This window comes from Kitasatospora sp. NPDC056273 (assembly GCF_042268845.1).
GTDB lineage: Bacteria > Actinomycetota > Actinomycetes > Streptomycetales > Streptomycetaceae > Kitasatospora.
Genome location: NZ_JBHJSJ010000002.1, coordinates 271,756 through 289,526 on the forward strand (window position 1 = coordinate 271,756; position 17,771 = coordinate 289,526).

At 73.7% G+C, this 17,771-nt stretch carries 20 protein-coding genes; 6 read left to right on the top strand and 14 right to left on the bottom strand.

Annotated elements, in window-relative coordinates; genetic code table 11:
* Nucleotides 1-159 precede the first annotated feature (159 nt).
* Together ACFCY1_RS02765 and ACFCY1_RS02770 are read right to left on the bottom strand one after the other, a co-directional pair.
* Entirely contained in the window at nucleotides 160-1,284 is a 1,125-nt protein-coding gene (locus tag ACFCY1_RS02765) for a M56 family metallopeptidase (protein ID WP_375873258.1), read from the bottom strand.
* Nucleotides 1,281-1,685 carry a BlaI/MecI/CopY family transcriptional regulator gene (locus ACFCY1_RS02770; RefSeq protein ID WP_049654255.1) on the bottom strand — a complete coding sequence of 135 codons (405 nt, stop codon included), beginning with the start codon at nucleotides 1,683-1,685 and terminating at the stop codon, nucleotides 1,281-1,283. The genes ACFCY1_RS02765 and ACFCY1_RS02770 overlap by 4 nt, the downstream gene beginning before the upstream one ends.
* A 114-nt stretch (nucleotides 1,686-1,799) precedes the next feature.
* Here ACFCY1_RS02770 and ACFCY1_RS02775 point away from each other — a divergent pair, with 114 nt between their 5' ends.
* From ACFCY1_RS02775 to ACFCY1_RS02795, 5 genes are all read left to right on the top strand, one after another.
* Nucleotides 1,800-2,468, top strand: a complete 669-nt coding sequence (locus ACFCY1_RS02775) for a DedA family protein (protein WP_375873259.1) — start codon at nucleotides 1,800-1,802, stop codon at nucleotides 2,466-2,468.
* Nucleotides 2,465-3,136 (top strand): phosphatase PAP2 family protein, encoded by a 672-nt coding sequence (locus tag ACFCY1_RS02780; protein ID WP_074001654.1) that lies wholly within the window; start codon nucleotides 2,465-2,467, stop codon nucleotides 3,134-3,136. Before ACFCY1_RS02775 ends, ACFCY1_RS02780 begins: the two co-directional genes overlap by 4 nt.
* A 148-nt stretch (nucleotides 3,137-3,284) precedes the next feature.
* A complete protein-coding gene (locus ACFCY1_RS02785) occupies nucleotides 3,285-3,800 on the top strand; it encodes a pyridoxamine 5'-phosphate oxidase family protein (protein WP_049654261.1) in 516 nt (171 codons plus the stop codon).
* 115 nt (nucleotides 3,801-3,915) lie between these two features.
* Nucleotides 3,916-5,037 carry a TIGR03364 family FAD-dependent oxidoreductase gene (locus ACFCY1_RS02790; RefSeq protein ID WP_049654265.1) on the top strand — a complete coding sequence of 374 codons (1,122 nt, stop codon included), beginning with the start codon at nucleotides 3,916-3,918 and terminating at the stop codon, nucleotides 5,035-5,037.
* A gap of 11 nt (nucleotides 5,038-5,048) precedes the next feature.
* Nucleotides 5,049-5,768 carry a phosphonatase-like hydrolase gene (locus ACFCY1_RS02795; protein ID WP_274538672.1) on the top strand — a complete coding sequence of 240 codons (720 nt, stop codon included), beginning with the start codon at nucleotides 5,049-5,051 and terminating at the stop codon, nucleotides 5,766-5,768.
* A 62-nt stretch (nucleotides 5,769-5,830) separates the two neighbouring features.
* Here ACFCY1_RS02795 and ACFCY1_RS02800 read toward each other — a convergent pair whose 3' ends face one another.
* From ACFCY1_RS02800 to ACFCY1_RS02850, 11 genes are all read right to left on the bottom strand, one after another.
* Nucleotides 5,831-6,463, bottom strand: coding sequence for a hypothetical protein (locus ACFCY1_RS02800; RefSeq protein ID WP_375873260.1), 633 nt, complete (start codon nucleotides 6,461-6,463; stop codon nucleotides 5,831-5,833).
* A complete protein-coding gene (locus ACFCY1_RS02805) occupies nucleotides 6,460-7,131 on the bottom strand; it encodes a hypothetical protein (protein WP_375873261.1) in 672 nt (223 codons plus the stop codon). Before ACFCY1_RS02805 ends, ACFCY1_RS02800 begins: the two co-directional genes overlap by 4 nt.
* Nucleotides 7,124-8,443, bottom strand: coding sequence for a putative T7SS-secreted protein (locus tag ACFCY1_RS02810; protein WP_375873262.1), 1,320 nt, complete (start codon nucleotides 8,441-8,443; stop codon nucleotides 7,124-7,126). The genes ACFCY1_RS02805 and ACFCY1_RS02810 overlap by 8 nt, the downstream gene beginning before the upstream one ends.
* Nucleotides 8,440-8,736, bottom strand: a complete 297-nt coding sequence (locus ACFCY1_RS02815; RefSeq protein WP_049654274.1) for a hypothetical protein — start codon at nucleotides 8,734-8,736, stop codon at nucleotides 8,440-8,442. The genes ACFCY1_RS02810 and ACFCY1_RS02815 overlap by 4 nt, the downstream gene beginning before the upstream one ends.
* A 169-nt stretch (nucleotides 8,737-8,905) precedes the next feature.
* Complete coding sequence (locus ACFCY1_RS02820) at nucleotides 8,906-9,397, bottom strand: hypothetical protein (RefSeq protein WP_074001651.1); 492 nt, start codon at nucleotides 9,395-9,397, stop codon at nucleotides 8,906-8,908.
* A gap of 123 nt (nucleotides 9,398-9,520) precedes the next feature.
* Nucleotides 9,521-9,844 (bottom strand): multidrug efflux SMR transporter, encoded by a 324-nt coding sequence (locus tag ACFCY1_RS02825; RefSeq protein WP_117490004.1) that lies wholly within the window; start codon nucleotides 9,842-9,844, stop codon nucleotides 9,521-9,523.
* A 1-nt stretch (nucleotide 9,845) separates the two neighbouring features.
* A complete protein-coding gene (locus tag ACFCY1_RS02830) occupies nucleotides 9,846-10,544 on the bottom strand; it encodes an HAD family phosphatase (protein WP_241852793.1) in 699 nt (232 codons plus the stop codon).
* Nucleotides 10,545-10,637: 93 nt separating this feature from the next.
* Complete coding sequence (locus ACFCY1_RS02835; protein ID WP_375873263.1) at nucleotides 10,638-11,723, bottom strand: ABC transporter ATP-binding protein; 1,086 nt, start codon at nucleotides 11,721-11,723, stop codon at nucleotides 10,638-10,640.
* 21 nt (nucleotides 11,724-11,744) lie between these two features.
* Nucleotides 11,745-12,590: an ABC transporter permease gene (locus ACFCY1_RS02840; RefSeq protein WP_049654281.1), complete on the bottom strand. Its 846-nt coding sequence runs from the start codon at nucleotides 12,588-12,590 to the stop codon at nucleotides 11,745-11,747.
* Entirely contained in the window at nucleotides 12,578-13,558 is a 981-nt protein-coding gene (locus ACFCY1_RS02845; RefSeq protein WP_074001649.1) for an ABC transporter permease subunit, read from the bottom strand. Before ACFCY1_RS02845 ends, ACFCY1_RS02840 begins: the two co-directional genes overlap by 13 nt.
* Nucleotides 13,559-13,601: 43 nt before the next feature.
* The gene (locus ACFCY1_RS02850) at nucleotides 13,602-14,771 is read right to left on the bottom strand and encodes an ABC transporter substrate-binding protein (RefSeq protein ID WP_117490008.1); all 1,170 of its coding nucleotides are present in this window, start codon (nucleotides 14,769-14,771) and stop codon (nucleotides 13,602-13,604) included.
* A gap of 411 nt (nucleotides 14,772-15,182) precedes the next feature.
* On the opposite strand from ACFCY1_RS02850, the gene ACFCY1_RS02855 reads away from it, so the two are divergent.
* Complete coding sequence (locus ACFCY1_RS02855) at nucleotides 15,183-16,025, top strand: GntR family transcriptional regulator (protein ID WP_234348617.1); 843 nt, start codon at nucleotides 15,183-15,185, stop codon at nucleotides 16,023-16,025.
* A gap of 10 nt (nucleotides 16,026-16,035) precedes the next feature.
* Here ACFCY1_RS02855 and ACFCY1_RS02860 read toward each other — a convergent pair whose 3' ends face one another.
* Entirely contained in the window at nucleotides 16,036-17,610 is a 1,575-nt protein-coding gene (locus ACFCY1_RS02860; protein ID WP_375873264.1) for a phosphonate degradation HD-domain oxygenase, read from the bottom strand.
* Nucleotides 17,611-17,771: the final 161 nt, after the last annotated feature.

A 17,771-nucleotide genomic window follows, 5' to 3' on the forward strand; every position in this document is an offset into this window, starting at 1 on the left:
CCTCGCCGCCGTTCGAGGACGCGTCGGGGCCGACGCGCTGACGAAAGCGTACGGGGGCGGTGGGCCGCTGGGGACGGGGTCGGGCAAGTCGGCATACCGGGCGGTACGGAACGCGGGCCCGCGCTCCGTACCGCCGTACCGCCTGACGGCCGGACGGGGTCAGCGCTGCGCGCCGGAGCCCTGCTGGGCCGCCTCCACGGTGTGGTGCAGGTCGGCGCCGGCCTCCAGGGCGGCGCCGGTGCTCAGCGCCAGGCAGGCGGCCAGGGCCACGGCGGCGGCCCGCAGCCAGGTGCCGGGGGCGGTGGCCGGGCGGGGCTGGAGCAGTGCGGCGACCCGGCGCGGGACCGGGCCGGAGTGGGCGGCGGCGACCAGCCGGGGGCGGGCCGGCCAGGGGGAGCGGCTCGCGGCCAGGGCGGCCCGGCCGACCGCGCGGGCGGTGACGGCGCGGTCGCCGACCCGGGCGGCGGCCACCTCGTCGGCCCAGCGCTCCAGGTGGTAGCCGAGGGGCGCGCGCAGCGGGCGGAGAGCCGGGTGGACGTCGGCGGCGTGCTCGGCGAGGGCGAGGAAGAGGTGGTGGCGGGCGGTCAGGTGGGCCCGTTCGTGGGCGAGCAGGGCGGAGCGCTCGGGGCCGCTGAGGGCGCGCAGCATGCCGGAGGTGACCACGATCCGGCCGGGCTCGCCCGGTCGGCCGGGGCGGCCCAGGCGGCCGGGCAGGGCGAAGGCGTCGGCGCACTCGTCGTCGAGGACGGTGAGCGGGTGGTCGGCGGGCCGCAGCAGGGCGGCGGGCCGGAGGAGCGCCGCCGGCCATGCCGGGGGGCGTGACCGGCGCACGGAGGCGCGCTGGGGGCGCGTGTCCGGATGCTGGGCGGGGGAAGGTCCACGGTCCGGACGGGGGCCGTCGGAGGGCTCCGTGCGGTGCGCGTCGGCCGGGAGCGCGGCCCGGGCGGCGCGCAGCTCCCGCAGCCGTCGGCGGGCGGTGCGCACCGCCAGGGCGCCGAGCGCGAGGAGGGCCAGGGCGGCCAGCGCGGCCGGGAACGGCGCGTCGGGCGCGGCAGCGGTGAGCCAGGGCAGCGAGAGGTGGCCGAGGGCGGCGACCGGCGGGAGCTGGAGCAGTCCGGCGGCGGCCAGCAGGCCGAGCGAGCAGAGGGTGCCGCCGGCCAGGACGGCGGCGCTGCCGGCCAGCATCCAGGCGGCGGCCCGCGGCGGCAGCGCATCGGCGAGGCGGCGGGCCAGCGGGGCGGCCAGGAAGGGCAGCAGCAGGGGGACCCAGACGGCGAGCATCATCGGCCCGCCGTTCCCGGTGTCTGAGCCCCGGGGTTGCCGTCGCCGAGGAGGTCGCGCAGCAGCTGCTCGTCCTCGGCGGAGAGGTCGGAGACGAAGCGGGCGAGCACGGTGGAGCGGTCGGTCTCGCGGCCGAGCTCGGTGTGCATCCGGCGGGCGGCGAGCCCGGCGGTGTCCTGGACGGTCGGGGTGTAGGCGTAGGCGCGGCCGGCCCGGGTGCGCTCGACCGTCCCCTTGTCGAACAGCCGGGCCAGGATCGTCGCGATGGTGGTGCGGGCGAGGTCCCCGCCGAGCGCGGCCTGGACGTCCTGCGGCGTCATCGGCTGCCGGGCGGACCAGAGGGCGGCCAGCACCTCGGCCTCCAGCTCCCCGGCGGGCCGGCGGGCGGACGGTACGTCGGGCATGGCGGCGCTTCCTCCAAGTATCGTCTACAGTCGTGTAGACCGTCTACGCAACTGTAGACGGTCCGGGCGGGTTCGGTGCGAACCGCCCTCCAACGTACGGGAGGTCCGTCGGCCTTGCTCCAGTTCCTCGCCGATCCGGCCGTTCACCTCGCGGTGAACCCGCTGGACGCGTCCTCACTGCTCGCCGCCTTCGGCGCGCTCGGCATCGCCGTCGTGCTGTTCGCCGAGACCGGGCTGCTGGTGGGCTTCTTCCTGCCCGGCGACTCGCTGCTGTTCACCGCGGGGCTGCTCTGCGTGCCCGGCGCCACCAAGGGCCCGCAGCTGCACCTGTGGCAGGTGCTGCCCGCCGCCCTGGTCGGCGCGCTCGTCGGCGCCCAGGTCGGCTACCTGATCGGCCGGCGCGGCGGCCGGGCGCTGCTCGGCCGGACCAGGCGCAAGAGCCTGCTGGAGGGCGTGGCGCGGGCCGAGGAGCTGCTCGCCAAGTACGGCCACGGCAAGGCGATCGTGCTCGCCCGGTTCATCCCGGTGGTCCGAACGGTGCTGAATCCGCTCTGCGGCGTGCTCGACGTGCCGGTCCGCTCGTTCACCCTGTGGCAGGTGGTCGGAGGCGTGGTCTGGACGGTCGGCGTGGTGTTCGCCGGGTACGGGCTGGGCTCGTCCATCCCCGGCATCGACCAGTACCTGCTGCCGATCATCGGTCTGGTAGTAGTTGTCTCCGTGCTCCCTATTGTTCTCGAACTGTTCCGCGCCCGTAAGGCGCGACGTCACGGAGGTGACATGTGACGCCCTCCAGGGCGCTCGCCGTGTACGACGGCAGCGGAATCGACGGCGGCCTGTACACCCGGGTCAACGGCTGGGCGCAGTCGGCGCCGCACTGGCTGGACGAGCTGATCAAGGTCTGGTCGGCGCTCGGGCTCGGGCTGTTCGCGGTCTTCATGCTCTACGCCTGGTGGCGGGCGCGCGGCGCGGACTCGGCCGTGATGGCCAGGGTGCTCGCCTCGCCGGTGATCGTGGTCGTCGCCTACGGCGTCAACTCGGTGTTCAAGGGCGCGGTCGAGGAACTCCGGCCGTGCGCGCAGATCCCCGGCAGCGTCTCGCTGGAGACCTGCCCGGGCACCGGGGACTGGTCCTTCCCGAGCAACCACTCGGTGATCGCCTTCGCCGCCGCGACCGCGCTCTGGTTCGTCAACCGGCGGCTCGGCCTGGTGGCCGGCCTGTTCGCGGTGCTGATGGCCGCCTCCCGGGTCTGGGTCGGCGTGCACTACCCGCACGACGTGGCGGTGGGCGCGCTGGTCGGGCTGCTGGCCGCGGCGGTGCTGGCGCCGCTCGCCGGGCGCTGCGGGCCGTTGGTGGACCGGATGCGGGCGGGCGCGCTGCGGCCGCTGCTCGGACCGGGGCAGCCGCCGGTCGTGGCCCGCGGGTACGCGTCGTACGAGTCCCGGCAGCGCTGAGCCGGACTTCCGCCCCTGCCCCTTGTCCGGTCTCGGACGGCGGGTGGAGCATGTGAGCCGGGCGTGGAGCCTCCTTCGGGGGGCGCCCGCCCGGCTCAGTCGTGCTCGGGCGCGCGGGCGCCGGGCGTGCCAGCGGAGGGAGTGCCGAATGCCGTACCGACTCGACATCACGCAGGGGGACTGGCCGGGCGACCTGCTGCACAAGGGCGTCGAGGGGCTGTTGGCCGAGGCCATGGTGCTCACCCTCGCCACCGCGGGCCACGAGCACGGCCCGCACGCCAACCTGGCCTTCTTCGCGTACGACGACGACCTCGTCCTCTACTTCGTCAGCGAGCGCTCCACCCGGCACAGCCACCACCTGGCCGAGGAGGCCCGGGCCGCCGCCACCGTCTTCCTGCCGCCGCCGGTCTTCGGCGAGCAGCTGCGCGGCCTCCAGCTGACCGGCAGCGCGAGCGAGGCCTGGGGGCGGCAGGCCGAGGCGGCGCTGGCCGCCTACCAGGGGCGCTACCCGGTCTTCGCGCGGGACGAGGAGGTCCGGCGGCAGTTCCTGACCGGGGGCGGGGCGGCGGCGCTGTACCGGTTCCAGGTGGAGGAGCTGACGGCGGTGGACGAGCCGAACTTCGGGCGGCGCAACTACCTGCGGGCCCGGGTGGTGCGGTCGTAGCCGCCGCGGCGGCCTCGGGGCGGCCGACGGGTTGTCTGTACAACTTCCCAGGTGGTTCATCTGCGGGACGGCGTCCCGACGCCCCTCGGACACCCGGGCGCACCAGCCTGGACGCATGAGAGTCATCGTCGTAGGAGCAGGCGTCCTGGGCAGCATGCACGCCTGGCAGGCCGTCGAACGCGGCCACGAGGTCGTCCACCTGGAGCGCGAGACCGAGGCGCGCGGCGCCTCGGTGCGCAACTTCGGCCTGGTCTGGGTCAGCGGCCGCGCGCAGGGCGAGGAACTGGACACCGCGCTGCGCGCCCGCGAACTGTGGGAGTCCATCGGCGCCCGCGTCCCGGACCTCGGCTTCCGGGCCAACGGATCGCTCACCGCGATCCGCACCGAGGCCGAACTCGCCGTCGCCGAACAGGCCCTGGCCCTGCCGGACGCCGCCGCCCGCGGCTACCGGCTGCTCGACCCGGACGAGACCCGCGCCGCCAACCCGGCCCTGCGCGGCAAGCTGCTCGGCGCCCTGTGGTGCGGGCGCGACGCCGCCGTCGAACCCCGCACCGCCCAGCCCGCGCTGCGCGCCGCCCTGGAGGCCACCGGCCGGTACACCTTCCTGCCCGGGCGCGAGGTGCGCGAGGTGGTCGGCGAGAACGCCGTCCGCGACGACCACGGCGACGTCCACACCGGCGACCTGGTCGTCCTCTGCACCGGCGCCTGGCTCGGCGGCCTGGTCCGCGAACTCGCCCCCGCCCTGCCGGTCCGCCGGGTGCGGCTCCAGATGATGCAGACCGACCCGCTCGGCGAGACCCTCACCACCTCCGTCGCCGACGGCGACAGCTTCCGCTACTACCCCGCCTTCGCCGGCACCGCCCTGGACCGGCTGCGCGAGACCCAGCCGCAGCCGCCCGTCGCCGCCGAGCACCGGATGCAGCTGCTGATGGTCCAGCGCCGCGACGGCGGCCTGACCATCGGCGACACCCACGAGTACGACCAGCCGTTCGGCTTCGACGTCGTCGAGGACCCGTACGACCACCTGGTCGGCGTCGTCGAGGACCTGCTCGGCCGCCCGATGCCGCGGATCCGCCGCCGCTGGGCCGGGGTGTACGCGCAGTGCGTCGACACCACCCGGGTCGTCCACCGCGAGCGCGTGCGCGACGGCGTCTGGCTGGTCACCGGCCCCGGCGGCCGCGGCATGACCTGCTCGCCCGCCATCGCCGAGACCACCGCCGACCTCGCCAACCTGTAAGGAGCGCCGCTGTGAGCAACACCGCTGTGAGCAACACCGCTGTGACCGATACCGCTGTGACCGCCGACATTCGCCTGGTCGTGCTCGACATGGCCGGCACCACCGTGGCCGACGACGGCCTCGTCGAGCAGGCCTTCACCGCGGCCGCCGCGGCGCTCGGTGTCGAGGCCGGCAGCCCGGAGTTCGACCCGATGCTGGCCCACGTCCGGGCCACCATGGGCGAGTCCAAGATCTCCGTCTTCCGGCACCTGTTCGGCGCGGAGGAGAAGGCCCAGCGGGCCAACACCGCCTTCGAGGCCGCCTACCACGACCTGGTCGACGCCGGGCACTGCGCCGCCCTGCCCGGCGCCGCCGAGGCCATCGCCGAACTGCGCGGCCAGGGCCGCAAGGTGGTCCTCACCACCGGCTTCTCCCGGGCCACCCAGGACCGCATCCTGGACGCCCTCGGCTGGCGGTCCGTCGCCGACCTGACCCTCTGCCCCGCCGAGGCCGGCCGCGGCCGCCCGTACCCCGACCTCGCGCTCACCGCCCTGCTGCGCACCGGCACCGACTCGGTCCGCCAGATCGCCGTCGCCGGCGACACCGGCTACGACATGCTGACCGGCACCCGGGCCGGCGCCCCGGTCGTCGCGGGCGTCCTCACCGGCGCCCACGACGAGGCCCGGCTGCGGGCCGACGGCGCCACCCACGTCCTCGGCTCGATCGCCGAACTGCCCGCGCTGCTGGGCTGATGCGGCGTTCCGCCCCGGGCGGCGGCCCGGGGCGGAACGGTGGGCTCAGGCGACCGGCCGGCTCAGGCGGACGACTCCTTCGGCCGGCGCACCGACCAGAGCAGGGTGCCGTCGATCAGGACGTTGCAGCCGAGGAACGCCAGCAGGTAGGCGGAGGAGTCGGCCTCGCCGGGGAGCTTGGGGGCGACCCGCCCGGCCGGGTCCATCCGGACGGTGATCACCTGGCCGCGCTTGAACCGGGGGGAGCTCTCCGTGAGCGGGCCGCCCGGCACGTCGTCGTTCAGCTCCGTGGAGGCCAGGCTGTACGCCCGCCCGGTGCCGTGGAGCGCGTCGGTGACCTTCTCGTCGACGACCACGGCCTGCACGGTCCGCCCCGAACCCAGGATCAGGTTCGCCCAGGCCTCGGTACCGGCCAGGTACGCGACGAAGCCGACGACGGAGATGCCCAGGCCCCAGGCGACCATGTTCTTCTGGAACCGGGGGTTGCTGTCGGCGTCGCGGCGCACGGCGAACGCGTACAGCACGATCAGCGGGTAGGCGAGCCCCACCACCGCGGCGAGGAACGAGTTGACGTAGACGTCCAGCGCGATGACGCCGACGAGCACCGCCGTGGTGACGGCGATGAGGGCCAGGGCCCCGCCGAGTCGGCGGGGCCCGCTCCGGGTGGTGCCCTGGTCGGGCTGGGTGGTCGTCACCCGAAGGCCTTCCGGATGTTGTCCTGCCGCTCGGGCGGCAGGGCGTTCGACGTCTCGTTCAGCGGGGGGTAGAAGGAGATCCCGCTGATGGCGGCGCCCACCAGGACCGACCAGCCGTCCCAGTAGTCCAGGTGCTGGGTGGAGAAGACGACGGCGAGCACGTGGGGGCTCCACGGGTGCGCGAACAGGGCCTCCAGCTGGCGGACGGTGGTGATGCCCGATCCCGGTAGGCCGTAGGCCGTCCCGGAGACGGGCACGGCCAGGTCGCGGACGGTCACGGCGGCCCGGCCGAGCGGGAAGTCGAGGACCTCGATGTCGGCGTCCGGCCAGGCGGTCGCGAGCTCCCGGGCGACGCGCTGGGGGTAGCCGCCCGGGGCGCCCTGCTCCTGCTCGCGCAGGTACAGGCTGAACACGCCCTGGACGATCTCGCCCTCCTCGGTCTGCACCAGGCAGTTGGAGACGTGCACCGCACCCTCGCGCAGCTGTGCCTGGAGGGCGAGCTCGGCGGAGACGGCGATGCCGAGCTTCTGCTCCGGACCGGCGTCGGTGAGCCCGTCGAGCCCGTCCACGATCCGGCTCATCCGGTCGCCCGGGTCCTCGGCCAGGTCGATGTCCGTGAACCCCTCGGGCAGGGAGAGCCAGACGGACGGCATGGTCGTATCAGTCATGTCCCACTCCCCAGACACCGGTGACGATCGCGCTGCCGCCGCCGAGCAGGGCGGGCAGGATCCGGCCCTTGCCGCTGCCGCCGATGGCGCCGCCGGCGCCGTTGAGCGCGGTGCCGCCGCCGGTGGTGTAGTTGATCGCGGCGCCCAGCCCCGGGCTCGGGCTGTCGGTGAAGAGGCCGGCCGCGGTGGGGGCCGTCAGCGCGACCCCGCTGGCCGCCTGCACGCCGTCGGAGACGTTCATCGCGGCGGCCTTGGAGAGCCCGAGCTTCATGGCGGGCTTCTCGATCGCGGTGGTGAAGATCGGGCTGGCTGGGTCCATCGCCCGGGCGGCGACGCGGATCTCCTTGGCGCCGGCGCTCACGGCCTTGGCCCCGCCCTCGGCGGCGCGGGCGCCCCGGAACGCGGTGACCCCGCCCTTGAGGAGGGCGCCTCCGGGCAGGGCCCCGAGGAGGTCGCCGGCCAGGGTGAGGTCGTTGCCGAGGTTGTCCCAGCTGGTCGGCATCAGGCCCTTGATGCCGTACTGCTTGGCGTGCAGGCCCGCCGCGCCGACGCTCAGCAGGATGGCGGGCAGGGCGAACGCGGGGCAGAAGATGGCCGCGACGCCGCAGATGCCGGAGGCCACCGTCAGGAGGTCCCCGCCGTGCTTGCTGAACCAGTCGCCGATCTTGCTGAGCATGCCCGGCTCCGGCGGGGCCTTGCTGTCGGCGGCCTTGCGGACGGCCTCGGCCGTCTTCTGGGCGTCCGACTTGTGGGTCCCGGCGAGCTCGTGGGCCTGCTTCTGGAGGCCGGCCAGCTCGTTGGAGGCGCTGGTGAGCAGACTGGCGGCGGAGTCCAGGTGGTTCTTCGCCGTGTTGTAGCGCTGCTCCGCGGCGGCGAGGCTGGCGTCGTCGGGGTAGGAGCGGCCGGCCAGTTGGAGGTCGGGGGCGGCGGCCGCGGCGCTGTGGGCCTTGTCCGCCTCCTCCTTCTTCTTCTTGGCGGCGACCGCGGAGGCGGCCAACTCGGCGGCCTTGGGCTGGTGTTCGGTCAGCGCCTTGTACCAGACGTCGAGCGCCGTGTAGGCCGAGGTGATCGAGTCGGCGGCGTCCTGGAGGTAGCCGGGGAGCTTGCCGAACTGCTCGGAGAACTTCTTGGCGGCCTCACCCGTCCACTGGCCCTCGTTGTTGGAGATCTGGGAGAGCGTGGTGTGCACACCGCTCAGGTGTTGGCCGACCCGGCGCAGGCTGGTGCTGAGCGCGGTGACGGCGGCGGAGTCGCCGGGCGTGGGGTTGAAGCCGAGGCCGGACCAGTCGGGCGCCGGCGTGGGGGCGCTCACGACTGCCCCGCCGGGGCGAGGACCTTGACGATGCTCTGCTCGGTGCCGTCGTAGTTCTTCTGCACCTGCTCAAGGCCCTCGTCCAGGGCCTTGACGCACTCGCGGACCTTCTTCAGGCCGAACTGCCACTTGTCCTTGAAGTGCCCGCAGGCCTCGTCCAGGAAGTCGAAGCCGGTGCCGGTGTGGCCGGCCGCCTCGAAGGCCTTGAGGCCCTGGTCGAGTTCGTCGGCACAGCCTTTGAGGTCTTGGGCCAGTTTTGCGAGGAATTCGGTACTGACTTTGAAGTCGGACACTTTCGCCCCCCGATGCGTCGATTGTCGGACCGGGCGAGCATAGCTCCAGCCGACCGGGGAGAGATCGTCACGGTCGTAACCGGAGGCGGTCGTTACGGGACCTTTACGGGCCGTCGACGCCTTCTTGACGTCGGCGGCCCAGCTTCGAGGTGTATACGTACGGTCGTTCTCAGCGGCGCCAGAAGCCGCGCTTCTTCGGGGTGACGAGCCGCACCACGGCCGTGACGAACAGCTCGGCGACGGGGGAGGGCCCCGGGCCGTGGTTGAGGTGGCTCTCGGCGGTCCACTCGCCGAGGACGGTGCCGGGGCTGCCGTCGAAGGGGCTGAACGCGTGCTCCAGGGTCACGTAGCGGACGGTCCTGGCGCCGCCCGGCTGGACGGCGGCGACGAAGTGGGCCTCGGTGGCGCCGACCGGGGCGGGCAGGGTGACCAGCAGCATGTGGTGGCCGTCGACCGACAGGTGGCGGCAGTCGAGGCCGTGGTCGGGCAGGCGGTCCTCGGGCGGCAGGGTGCTGCCGAGGTCGTCCCAGATCTGGGTGACGACGGGCAGCAGGCTGCCGCCGTCCGGGGTCGGGGTGGCCACGCGCGGGCCGAACTCCAGCACCTGGCGGGCCAGCTCGCGGTGGACGAAGCGGTAGTGGTGTGGGCGGGGGTCCGTCATGGGGGACACCGTAGCGAAGCGTCCGGGGCGGGTCGTCGGCACGTCCGACTTCCCGCCCCGGCAGGGGAGTTGACCAGCGAATTCAGAATTGACTGAGCGTCAGAAATGGCGTCGGAAACGGCGTCAGGAGTGCCCGCCCCTGAGGTTGAGCACGACCACCCCGACGATCACCAGCGCGATCCCCAGCCACTGGAGCCGCCCGAGCGACTCGCCGAAGGCGACCACCCCGATCCCGGCGACTGCCGCGGTGCCGGCCCCGGACCAGACCGCGTAGGCGACCGAGACCGGTATGTGCTTGAGCGCGCGGCCGAGCAGCAGGAAGGAGAGCGCGTAGCCGACACCGACGCCGAGGCTCGGCCAGAGCCGGGTGAACCCCTCGGTGAGCTTGAGGCAGCTGGTGGCGCAGACCTCGCTGATGATGGCCAGGGCGAGCAGGAGATAGGGCATGTCAGGGTCGAACCGCGCCGGCGCCGGCGAGCTTCCCGAGCAGGGCGAGGTCGGCCTGCTCCAGGCTGGCGAGCAGGGTGATCCGCTCGCCCCGCGGCATCGGCACCGGGGTGGACGGCACGGCGAGCACGGCGCAGCCGGCCGCGGTGGCGGAGGCGACCCCGGTCGGGGTGTCCTCGACGGCGAGGCAGTCGGCCGGGTCCAGGCCGAGCCGTTCGGCGGCGGCGAGGTACGGGTCGGGCGCGGGCTTGGTGCGCGGGGTGTCCTCGGCGGCCAGGGTGACGGCGAACCAGTCCCGGCCGATGGCGGACAGCACCAGGTCCACCACCCGGCGCGGGGAGGCGGAGACCAGCGCGGTCGGCACCCCCGCGTCGCGCAGCGCGGCCAGCAGGGCGAGCGCGCCGGGGCGCGGCACCGTCTCGGCGGCGACCTTGGCGGCGAAGGACTCGCCGAGCCGGGCGGCGAGTTCGGCCTCGCTCAGGGCGGTGCCGCTGACCGCGTGCAGGTGGGCGGCGGTGTGCTCGACGGCCTGGCCGAGCACCTCGGGGGCGTCCTGGTCGGTGAGCGGGTGGCGCAGTTCCTCGGCGATCTCGGCGGCGGTCTGCCACCACAGCTGCTCGGTGTCGACCAGGGTGCCGTCCATGTCGAACAGGACGGCGGCGGGCAGCGCGTTGGACGCGGGCATGGCGGTGTCAGGCATGGCGGTACCTTCGGTGGTTCTCCGGCGCTTCGTCGGCGCTTCTTCGGTGCTCCGCCGGTACGTCGTCGGGCGGAGCGGGGAGGTACGAGGCTCTCAGGCGGCGCGGCGGTCCACCAGCACCGGGCGCTCCGGCAGGGTGAGCGCGGCCCGGGCGCCGGCCGGCAGTGCGGCGGCGGCCTCGGTGGGCAGGTCGGCCTTGACCTCGGTGCCGTCGTCCAGGCGGACGGTGAGCCGGGTGACGGCGCCCAGGAAGGAGGCGGTGACCACCAGCGCGGGGCCGTCCTCGGCCGGGGTCAGGGTGACGTTCTCCGGGCGGACCAGCACCTGGAGCTCGCCGTCGGCCGGGACCGCGCCGTCCACCGCGTGCCGGCGGCCGAGCACCTCGACGCCGTCCGAGGTGCGGGTGCACGGGATGCGGCTCATGGTGCCGACGAACTCGGCGACGAAGGCGGTGGCCGGCCGGCCGTACAGCTCGGACGGGGCGGCGCACTGCTCCAGCCGTCCGGCCCGCAGCACCGCGACCCGGTCGGCCATCGACAGCGCCTCCTCCTGGTCGTGGGTGACGAACAGGGTGGTGATGCCCAGCTCCTGCTGGAGGCGGCGGATCTCCTCGCGCAGCTGGAGGCGGACCTTGGCGTCCAGCGCGGACAGCGGCTCGTCCAGCAGCAGGACGCGCGGCTGGAGGGCGAGCGCGCGGGCGAGCGCGATGCGCTGCTGCTGGCCGCCGGACATCTGGTGCGGGTAGTGGTCGGCGCGGTGCGGCAGGCCGACCAGCTCCAGCAGCTCCAGGGCCCGCTTGCGGCGCTCGGCCTTGCCGGTGCCGCGCATCCGCAGCCCGAAGGCGACGTTGTCCAGCGCGGTCAGGTGCGGGAAGAGGCTGTAGGACTGGAACACCATGCCCGCGTCGCGCTTGTGCGCGGGGATCGCGGTGATGTCCTGGCCGTCGACCAGCACCTCGCCGGAGTCGTGCTGCTCGAAGCCGGCCAGGATGCGCAGCGCGGTGGTCTTGCCGCAGCCGGACGGGCCGAGCAGGGCGAGCAGCTCGCCCGGGCGGACGGTCAGGTCCAGGCCGTCGAGGGCGGTGGTGGCGCCGAACGCGCGGCGCAGGGAACGGAATTCGACGGTGGCGCTGCCGGAGGCGAGCGGGGCGTCGGCGGCGATGGCGGTGGCCGTGGTCATGACTGGTGACTCCGGGGGGTTTCAGGAGGTGGCGGTCTTGGCGCGGCGCTCGCGCCCGGCGGTGGCCAGCAGGAGCAGCAGCAGCCAGGTGAGCAGCAGGCTCAGGATGGAGACCGCGACCGACATGTGGGCCTGGCTGTTGCCGACCGAGTAGATCCAGACCGGGAAGGGCTGGAAGCCGAGGATCGAGGCGGTGGTGAACTCGCCGAGCACCAGGGCCAGGGTGAGGAAGGAGGCGTTCAGCAGCGCCCCGCGCAGGTTGGGCAGGACGACGGTGAACACCGCGCGCGGCCAGCTCGCGCCGCAGTTGCGGGCGGCCTCGACCAGGGTGCGCACGTCCATCGAGCGCAGGCCGGCGTCCAGGGCGCGGTAGGCGAGCGGCAGGGCCATCAGCACGTAGGCGATGACCAGCACCAGCGGGAAGTCCGGGTCCTGGATGAACACGAAGGTCTGGAAGAACGGGGTGTCCATCAGGTAGTCCGGGCCCCAGCGGAGCACGCCGATCAGTCCGGCGGTCAGCGCGACCGGCGGGACGACCAGCGGCAGGGTGCAGAGCACGTCGAGCACCGGGCGCAGCTTCGGCGAGCCGAGCCGCACGGAGATCAGCGCCGGGACGAGCAGGAGCAGCAGCACCACGACGGTCACGACGGCGAGGCCGAGGGTCAGCCAGAGGCTGTCCAGGAAGCCGGGGGCGGAGAGCAGCCCGGTGTAGGCCGCGAAGGAGATGCCCTGGGGGTCGTCGATCGAGAACCAGAAGGAGGCCGCGAGCGGGACGACGAAGTAGACGCCGGCGAGCAGCAGCACGGCTCCGCGCCACCAGCGGACGGTGCGTCGGCCGGGGCGGGCGGGGGTGGTCAGCTGAGCCATCGGGCGCTCCGGCGCTGGAGGGGGAGGTACACGGCCATCACCAGGACGGCCACGAAGATCATGTTGAGGCTGAGGGCGAGGGCGAGGTTGCCCTGGCCGACCAGCACGTTGCCGGAGAGCGCGTCCGCGATCGAGCGGCTGACCAGCGGGACGGTCGCGCCGACCATGGCGGCGGCCGTCGCGTAGGCGGCGAAGGCGCTGCCGAAGAGCAGCACGAAGCCGCCGAGCAGGGAGGGCAGCAGGATCGGCAGGGCGACGTGGAGCCAGTACTGGACGGTGGTGGCCCGGTTGTTCTGGGCCGCCTCGCGCCACTGGGTCCGCAGGCCGTCCAGGGCCGGGGTGATGGTGAGCACCATCAGCGGGACGAGGAAGTACAGGTAGACGACGGTCAGGCCGGTGAACGAGTACAGCGACCAGCCGTGGTCGGTGAGGTGCAGCAGCTTGGTGATCTCGCCGGCGTTGCCGAGGGTGGCGACGAACGCGAAGGCGAGCGGCAGGCCGCCGAAGTTGGCGAGCACGCCGGAGGCGGTGAGCACCGCCTGGCGCAGCCAGCCGCGCCGGGAGGTGACGACGGCCTGGGCGAGCGGCAGGCCGAGGACGGTGGCGAGCAGCGCGGTCAGCGCGGAGAGCTTGAGGCTGCTCAGCATGGCCGTCTGGTAGCCGCCCTGGACGGAGGCCGTCAGGTTGTCGAAGGTGAACTGCCCGGCGCCGGACTCCGCGTCGCTGGAGGTGGTGAACGCGCCGATCACGATGGCGACGGCGGGAAGGCCGAAGCCGATCAGGAAGAACAGCAGCAGCGGCACGGCCGCCAGCCAGGACGCGCCGCCGAGGCGGGCGAGCGGCCGGCGCCGCGGGCCGGGCGCGGTGGTGGTGGGGGAGGTGGTCGTGGCGGTGGCGGACGCCCCCGCGCCGCCACCGGGGGAGGTGGCGGCGGGGGTGGTCGGCACCGGGGTGGGAGCCGTGGTCATGAGTGCCTTTTCTCAGCCCGAAGTGCGGTACGTGGCCTGGGTGTCAGCCCGCGATCGCCTTGGTCCAGTTCTCGGTGACGACCTTCTTGGCCGCGTTGATCTGGTCGACGGTCGGGAAGGTGGTGAACGGCTTCTCGACGGCGGGCAGCTTGGCGGCGCCGGCGGCGTCCAGGGTGCCGTCCTTCTTCAGGGCCTCGAAGGTGGACGGGGTGGCGTAGCCGCCGAGGAAGAGGTTCTGGCCCTCGGTGCTGAACAGGTACTCCTGCCACAGGCGGGCGGCCGCCGGGTGCGGGGCCCACTTGTTGACGGCCTGGTTGTAGAACTGGGCGTAGGAGCCGTCGGTCGGGATGGAGACCTTCCAGTCGACGCCCTTGTCCTTGAACTCGTCGGTGTAGCCGGCGTTCAGGTAGGACCAGTCGATCGAGATCGGGGTCTCGCCCTTCTCGACGGTGGCCGGGGTCGACTCGACCGGGTTGAAGTTGCCGGACTGCTTCAGCTTGCCGAAGAAGTCGATGCCGGGCTGGATGTTGTCCAGCGAACCGCCGTTGGCGAGCGCGGCCGCGTAGACGCCGCCGAAGGCGGAGCCGGACTTGGTCGGGTTGCCGTTGAGGGCGACCTGGCCCTTGTACTCCGGCTTGAGCAGGTCCGCGAAGGTCTTCGGGCAGTTGGCGATCTTCTTGGCGTCGCAGCCGATGGAGACGTAGCCGCCGTAGTCGTTGACGGCGGCGCCGTTCGCGTCCTTCATGGTGTCCGGCACCTTGTCGAAGGTGGCGACCTTGTAGGGGGCGAGGATGCCGTCCTTGACCGCCTGGAGGGCGAAGGCGCTGCCCAGGTCGACCACGTCGGGAGCGCGGTCCTGGCCCTTGCGGGAGTTGATCGCGTTGATCTCGTCCTGGCTGGAGCCGTCCGGGTTCTCCTCCTCGACCTCGATGCCGTACTTGGCCTTGAAGCTGTCGATGATCTTGCCGTAGTTCGCCCAGTCCCGGGGCAGCGTGATGACGTGCAGCTTGCCCTCCTTCTTGGCGGCGGCGATCAGGCCGTCCATGCCGCCGAAGTCGGCGGCGGAGGTGGCCGTCTTGGCGTCCTTGGCGCCGCCCTGGGCGGCGTCGCCGGACTTGGCGCTCGAACCGGCGGAGCCGCAGGCGGTGAGGGAGAGCGCGGCGGCGGTCAGGACGGCCGCGAAGGCGGCGGCGCGGGCGCGGTGCACGGTCACGGGGAAGTCTCCTGTTAAGGGGGCGTACTGCGAGGGCGCTCGCGGGGGGTTCCGCGGGCTGGCGTCTCGCGAAGGATCGCGAAGGCCTGGGACGGCCTGCGAAGGTTCGTGAAGCCTTGCGAAGGTTCGCGAGGCCTTGCGGAGGGCGGCGGGCCGACCGGGGTGAGCGATCGATCGACGTCGTCCGAGTTGACTAGCCAACTTCGCTGACGGCAGTAAGTACGCCGGAGTCCGGTGACGGGAAGGTGAACGGACGGCCCAGCGCCGGGGTCGGGTGCGGGAACGGTGGAATCCGGCCATCGGAGCGTGATCCGTTCGGTGCGATGCTTCGAAGGCGCAGCGGAGTAAGGTCGGGCTGTCCGCGCCGGTACGGCTGCGCAGGACACCGCCCCAGGAGGGACATTGACTGACGTGGCAACTGAGCCCCAGCGCCCCGAGGGCCCCCCGGCCGCGGACGGGAGCCCGGCGGCCGGAGCCCCCTCGGCGGCCGGGGAACCCCCGGCGGAGCGCCCCGGCGCGCTGTACCGGAAGGTGGCCGCCGACCTGCGCGAGGCGATCACCACCGGCGCGTACGGCGAGGCCGGCCGGCTGCCCGCCGAGGGCGCGCTGGCCGAGCAGTACGGCGTCTCCCGCGGCACCGTCCGCCAGGCGCTCGCGGTGCTGCGCTCCGACGGACTGGTCACCTCCCGCCGCGGCACCCGCCGGGTGGTCCTCGGCGGCGCCCGGGTGCAGAGCTTCTCCGAACTGCTCAGCTTCACGCACTGGGCGTACTCGATGGGCGAGGAGCCCGGCGGCATCCTCGACTCGCTGGTGCGCCGCCCGGCCGACGCCGCCGAGCGCGAGCAACTGCGCCTGGAGCAGGGCGCCGAGGTGTACGTCATCGTCCGGCTGCGGACGCTGTCCGGCACGCCGGTGATGGTCGAGCGCACCGTCTACCCGCCGCGGGTCGGCGAGATCGTCGCCGAGCTGCCGCCGGACGTGGTCTCGCACACCGAAGTGCTGCGCGAGCACGGCATCCTGTTCACCGACGCCGACCACACCATCGACATCGTCCCGGCCAACGGTGAGGACGCCCGGCTGCTCGGCTGCCGCCGGGGCGGTCCGCTGCTGCGCGAGCGGCGCCGCACGACCGACCCGACGGGCACGCCGGTGGAGTGGTCCCAGGACCGCTACCTGCCCGGGACGGTGGCGTTCAGCGTGCACAACTCCCTGGCCACGTCGGCGCTTTCGCGGCACGCGCGGGAGCTGGACTGAGCCCCTTCGGTTACCGCATGAGCGCGGCGAGCAGCGGGCGGTAGTGCGCGAAGCCGGGCGTCGGGGCGCCGGCCTCCTTCGCCTGCTCGTCCCAGCGCCGCACCGCCACCGCGTCCCGCGCGCCCGGGAGTTCGGCGAAGGCGGCGGCCTGCTGCTCGTCCATCGGGCCGCCCTGGACGGTCAGGGTGTACTCGGAGGCCGCGGAGAGCTTCTCCCGGTAGCCGGGCTCGACCGCGCACAGGTAGCGCTTGGCGGCCACGTGCAGTCGGACCGGCTCGGTGACCTCTGGGCCGAACCAGCCCGCCAGCCAGTCGGCCCCGGAGTCGCTGTGGCGGTTGTCCTGACCCTGCATCAGATCCGTTCCGTGCAGGGCACCGTGGAAGTGGCCGACGTCGTGCAGCAGCGCGGCGGCGACCAGGTGGTCGGGTGCCCCGGCCGCCTCGGCGGCAGCGGCGGCCTGGAGCATGTGCTCGGCCATGGTGACCTCCTCGCCCAGGTACTCCGCGGCGCCCTCGCCGGCGAACAGTGCGGCGATCGTGTCCAGGGCGGCGGCGCGGCGGCGCAGCACGGCGAGGGTGGAGGAGAGCGAGTCGAGGTCGGCGTAGCAGCCCTGGAGGTGCCGGTGGCCGTCCTGCTGGAAGGCCGTCCGGGCGTGCAGCAGGCGGGTGTTGTCGAAGACCAGGCAGTCGCCGGGGCCGAGGCGGAAGGTGAGCTGGAGCTCGGGGCGCAGGGTGATCTCGGCGAAGCGGCGGTAGGCGGCGTAGAAGGCGTCCAGGCCCGATCCGCGCAGGGTGCCGGTCGAGCGGTTGTTGAACCGGACCTCGCGGATCCGCCCCTTCGGGTCCAGGTCGATCAGCGGGCGGTCGGCCCGGAGCTCGGTGCGGCGGTCGCGGAAGACGAACGGGACAGGCGTGCGGGTGAGGACCTCGAAGGCCTCCGGCGCCTCCTCCCGGAGGACCGCCGCGGCCTTGAAGCCGTCCACCAGTCCGGAGTCGCCGCCGGTCGCCGAGTTCTCCAGGCAGTGCAGCAGCTGGAGGGTCGGCACCGGGTCCCGGTACGGGTTGTCGGTGTGCGGGGCGATGGCGACGCTGGTGAAGGCGAGGTTGTTGGGAGACGGTTCGACCCGGACGTCGAACAGCTCCCCGTAGTTGGTGACCCGCACGTACCCGAAGCTCTCCGCCACCCGCAGCACCTGCCGCTCGACGGTCGGCACCCCGCGCAGCACGGCGAAGCCGCTGTCCCGTACGGCGGCCAGCACCGCGGCCTGCTCGGCCGGGTCGGTCAGGTAGGCCTCCCACGACGCCCCGGGGAGGCCGGGCGCGAAGTCCGCCGCCGTCCAGAGCCGCTTGCCCCGCTCGGTGCGCCCGTCGCCCTCGTCCGTCCCGTCCAGCCGCTCCCGCGGGTACCGCGACCGGTGCCCGTCCGACCAGAGCACCTCCAGGTGCCCGTCGGCCTCCGTGCTCGCGGCGACCGCCAGGTCCGGCGGCAGCTCGTGGATCTGGAACAGCTTCTGTCCGTTGCGCGGGTCCCGGCACTCGGCGCACGGGCAGTTGTCGCGCAGCCAGTACGGCGGCAGCTCGGTCATCGGTCGTCTCCTCGGCGGCACTACGGCTGTCGTGTCGGCTGAAGTTGTATAGCCAACTTCAGCCCTGCCGGGAGCCTGCCCGCCCTCGGTGAGTTCCACGTGCCCGGCGGGTGAACGCCACGGGAACTGTGCCCGGTGGGCCGTCCCGGCGGGCTGTTCGG

Coding starts and splice junctions, on each gene's coding strand:
- ACFCY1_RS02770 (WP_049654255.1), bottom strand. CDS start 1,685: ATGCCCGACGTACCGTCCGCCCGCCGGCCCGCCGGGGAGCTGGAGGCC.
- ACFCY1_RS02840 (WP_049654281.1), bottom strand. CDS start 12,590: ATGGCTCAGCTGACCACCCCCGCCCGCCCCGGCCGACGCACCGTCCGC.
- ACFCY1_RS02820 (WP_074001651.1), bottom strand. CDS start 9,397: ATGACGGACCCCCGCCCACACCACTACCGCTTCGTCCACCGCGAGCTG.
- ACFCY1_RS02860 (WP_375873264.1), bottom strand. CDS start 17,610: ATGACCGAGCTGCCGCCGTACTGGCTGCGCGACAACTGCCCGTGCGCC.
- ACFCY1_RS02835 (WP_375873263.1), bottom strand. CDS start 11,723: ATGACCACGGCCACCGCCATCGCCGCCGACGCCCCGCTCGCCTCCGGC.
- ACFCY1_RS02790 (WP_049654265.1), top strand. CDS start 3,916: ATGAGAGTCATCGTCGTAGGAGCAGGCGTCCTGGGCAGCATGCACGCC.
- ACFCY1_RS02845 (WP_074001649.1), bottom strand. CDS start 13,558: ATGACCACGGCTCCCACCCCGGTGCCGACCACCCCCGCCGCCACCTCC.
- ACFCY1_RS02785 (WP_049654261.1), top strand. CDS start 3,285: ATGCCGTACCGACTCGACATCACGCAGGGGGACTGGCCGGGCGACCTG.
- ACFCY1_RS02825 (WP_117490004.1), bottom strand. CDS start 9,844: ATGCCCTATCTCCTGCTCGCCCTGGCCATCATCAGCGAGGTCTGCGCC.
- ACFCY1_RS02830 (WP_241852793.1), bottom strand. CDS start 10,544: ATGCCTGACACCGCCATGCCCGCGTCCAACGCGCTGCCCGCCGCCGTC.
- ACFCY1_RS02765 (WP_375873258.1), bottom strand. CDS start 1,284: ATGATGCTCGCCGTCTGGGTCCCCCTGCTGCTGCCCTTCCTGGCCGCC.
- ACFCY1_RS02805 (WP_375873261.1), bottom strand. CDS start 7,131: ATGACTGATACGACCATGCCGTCCGTCTGGCTCTCCCTGCCCGAGGGG.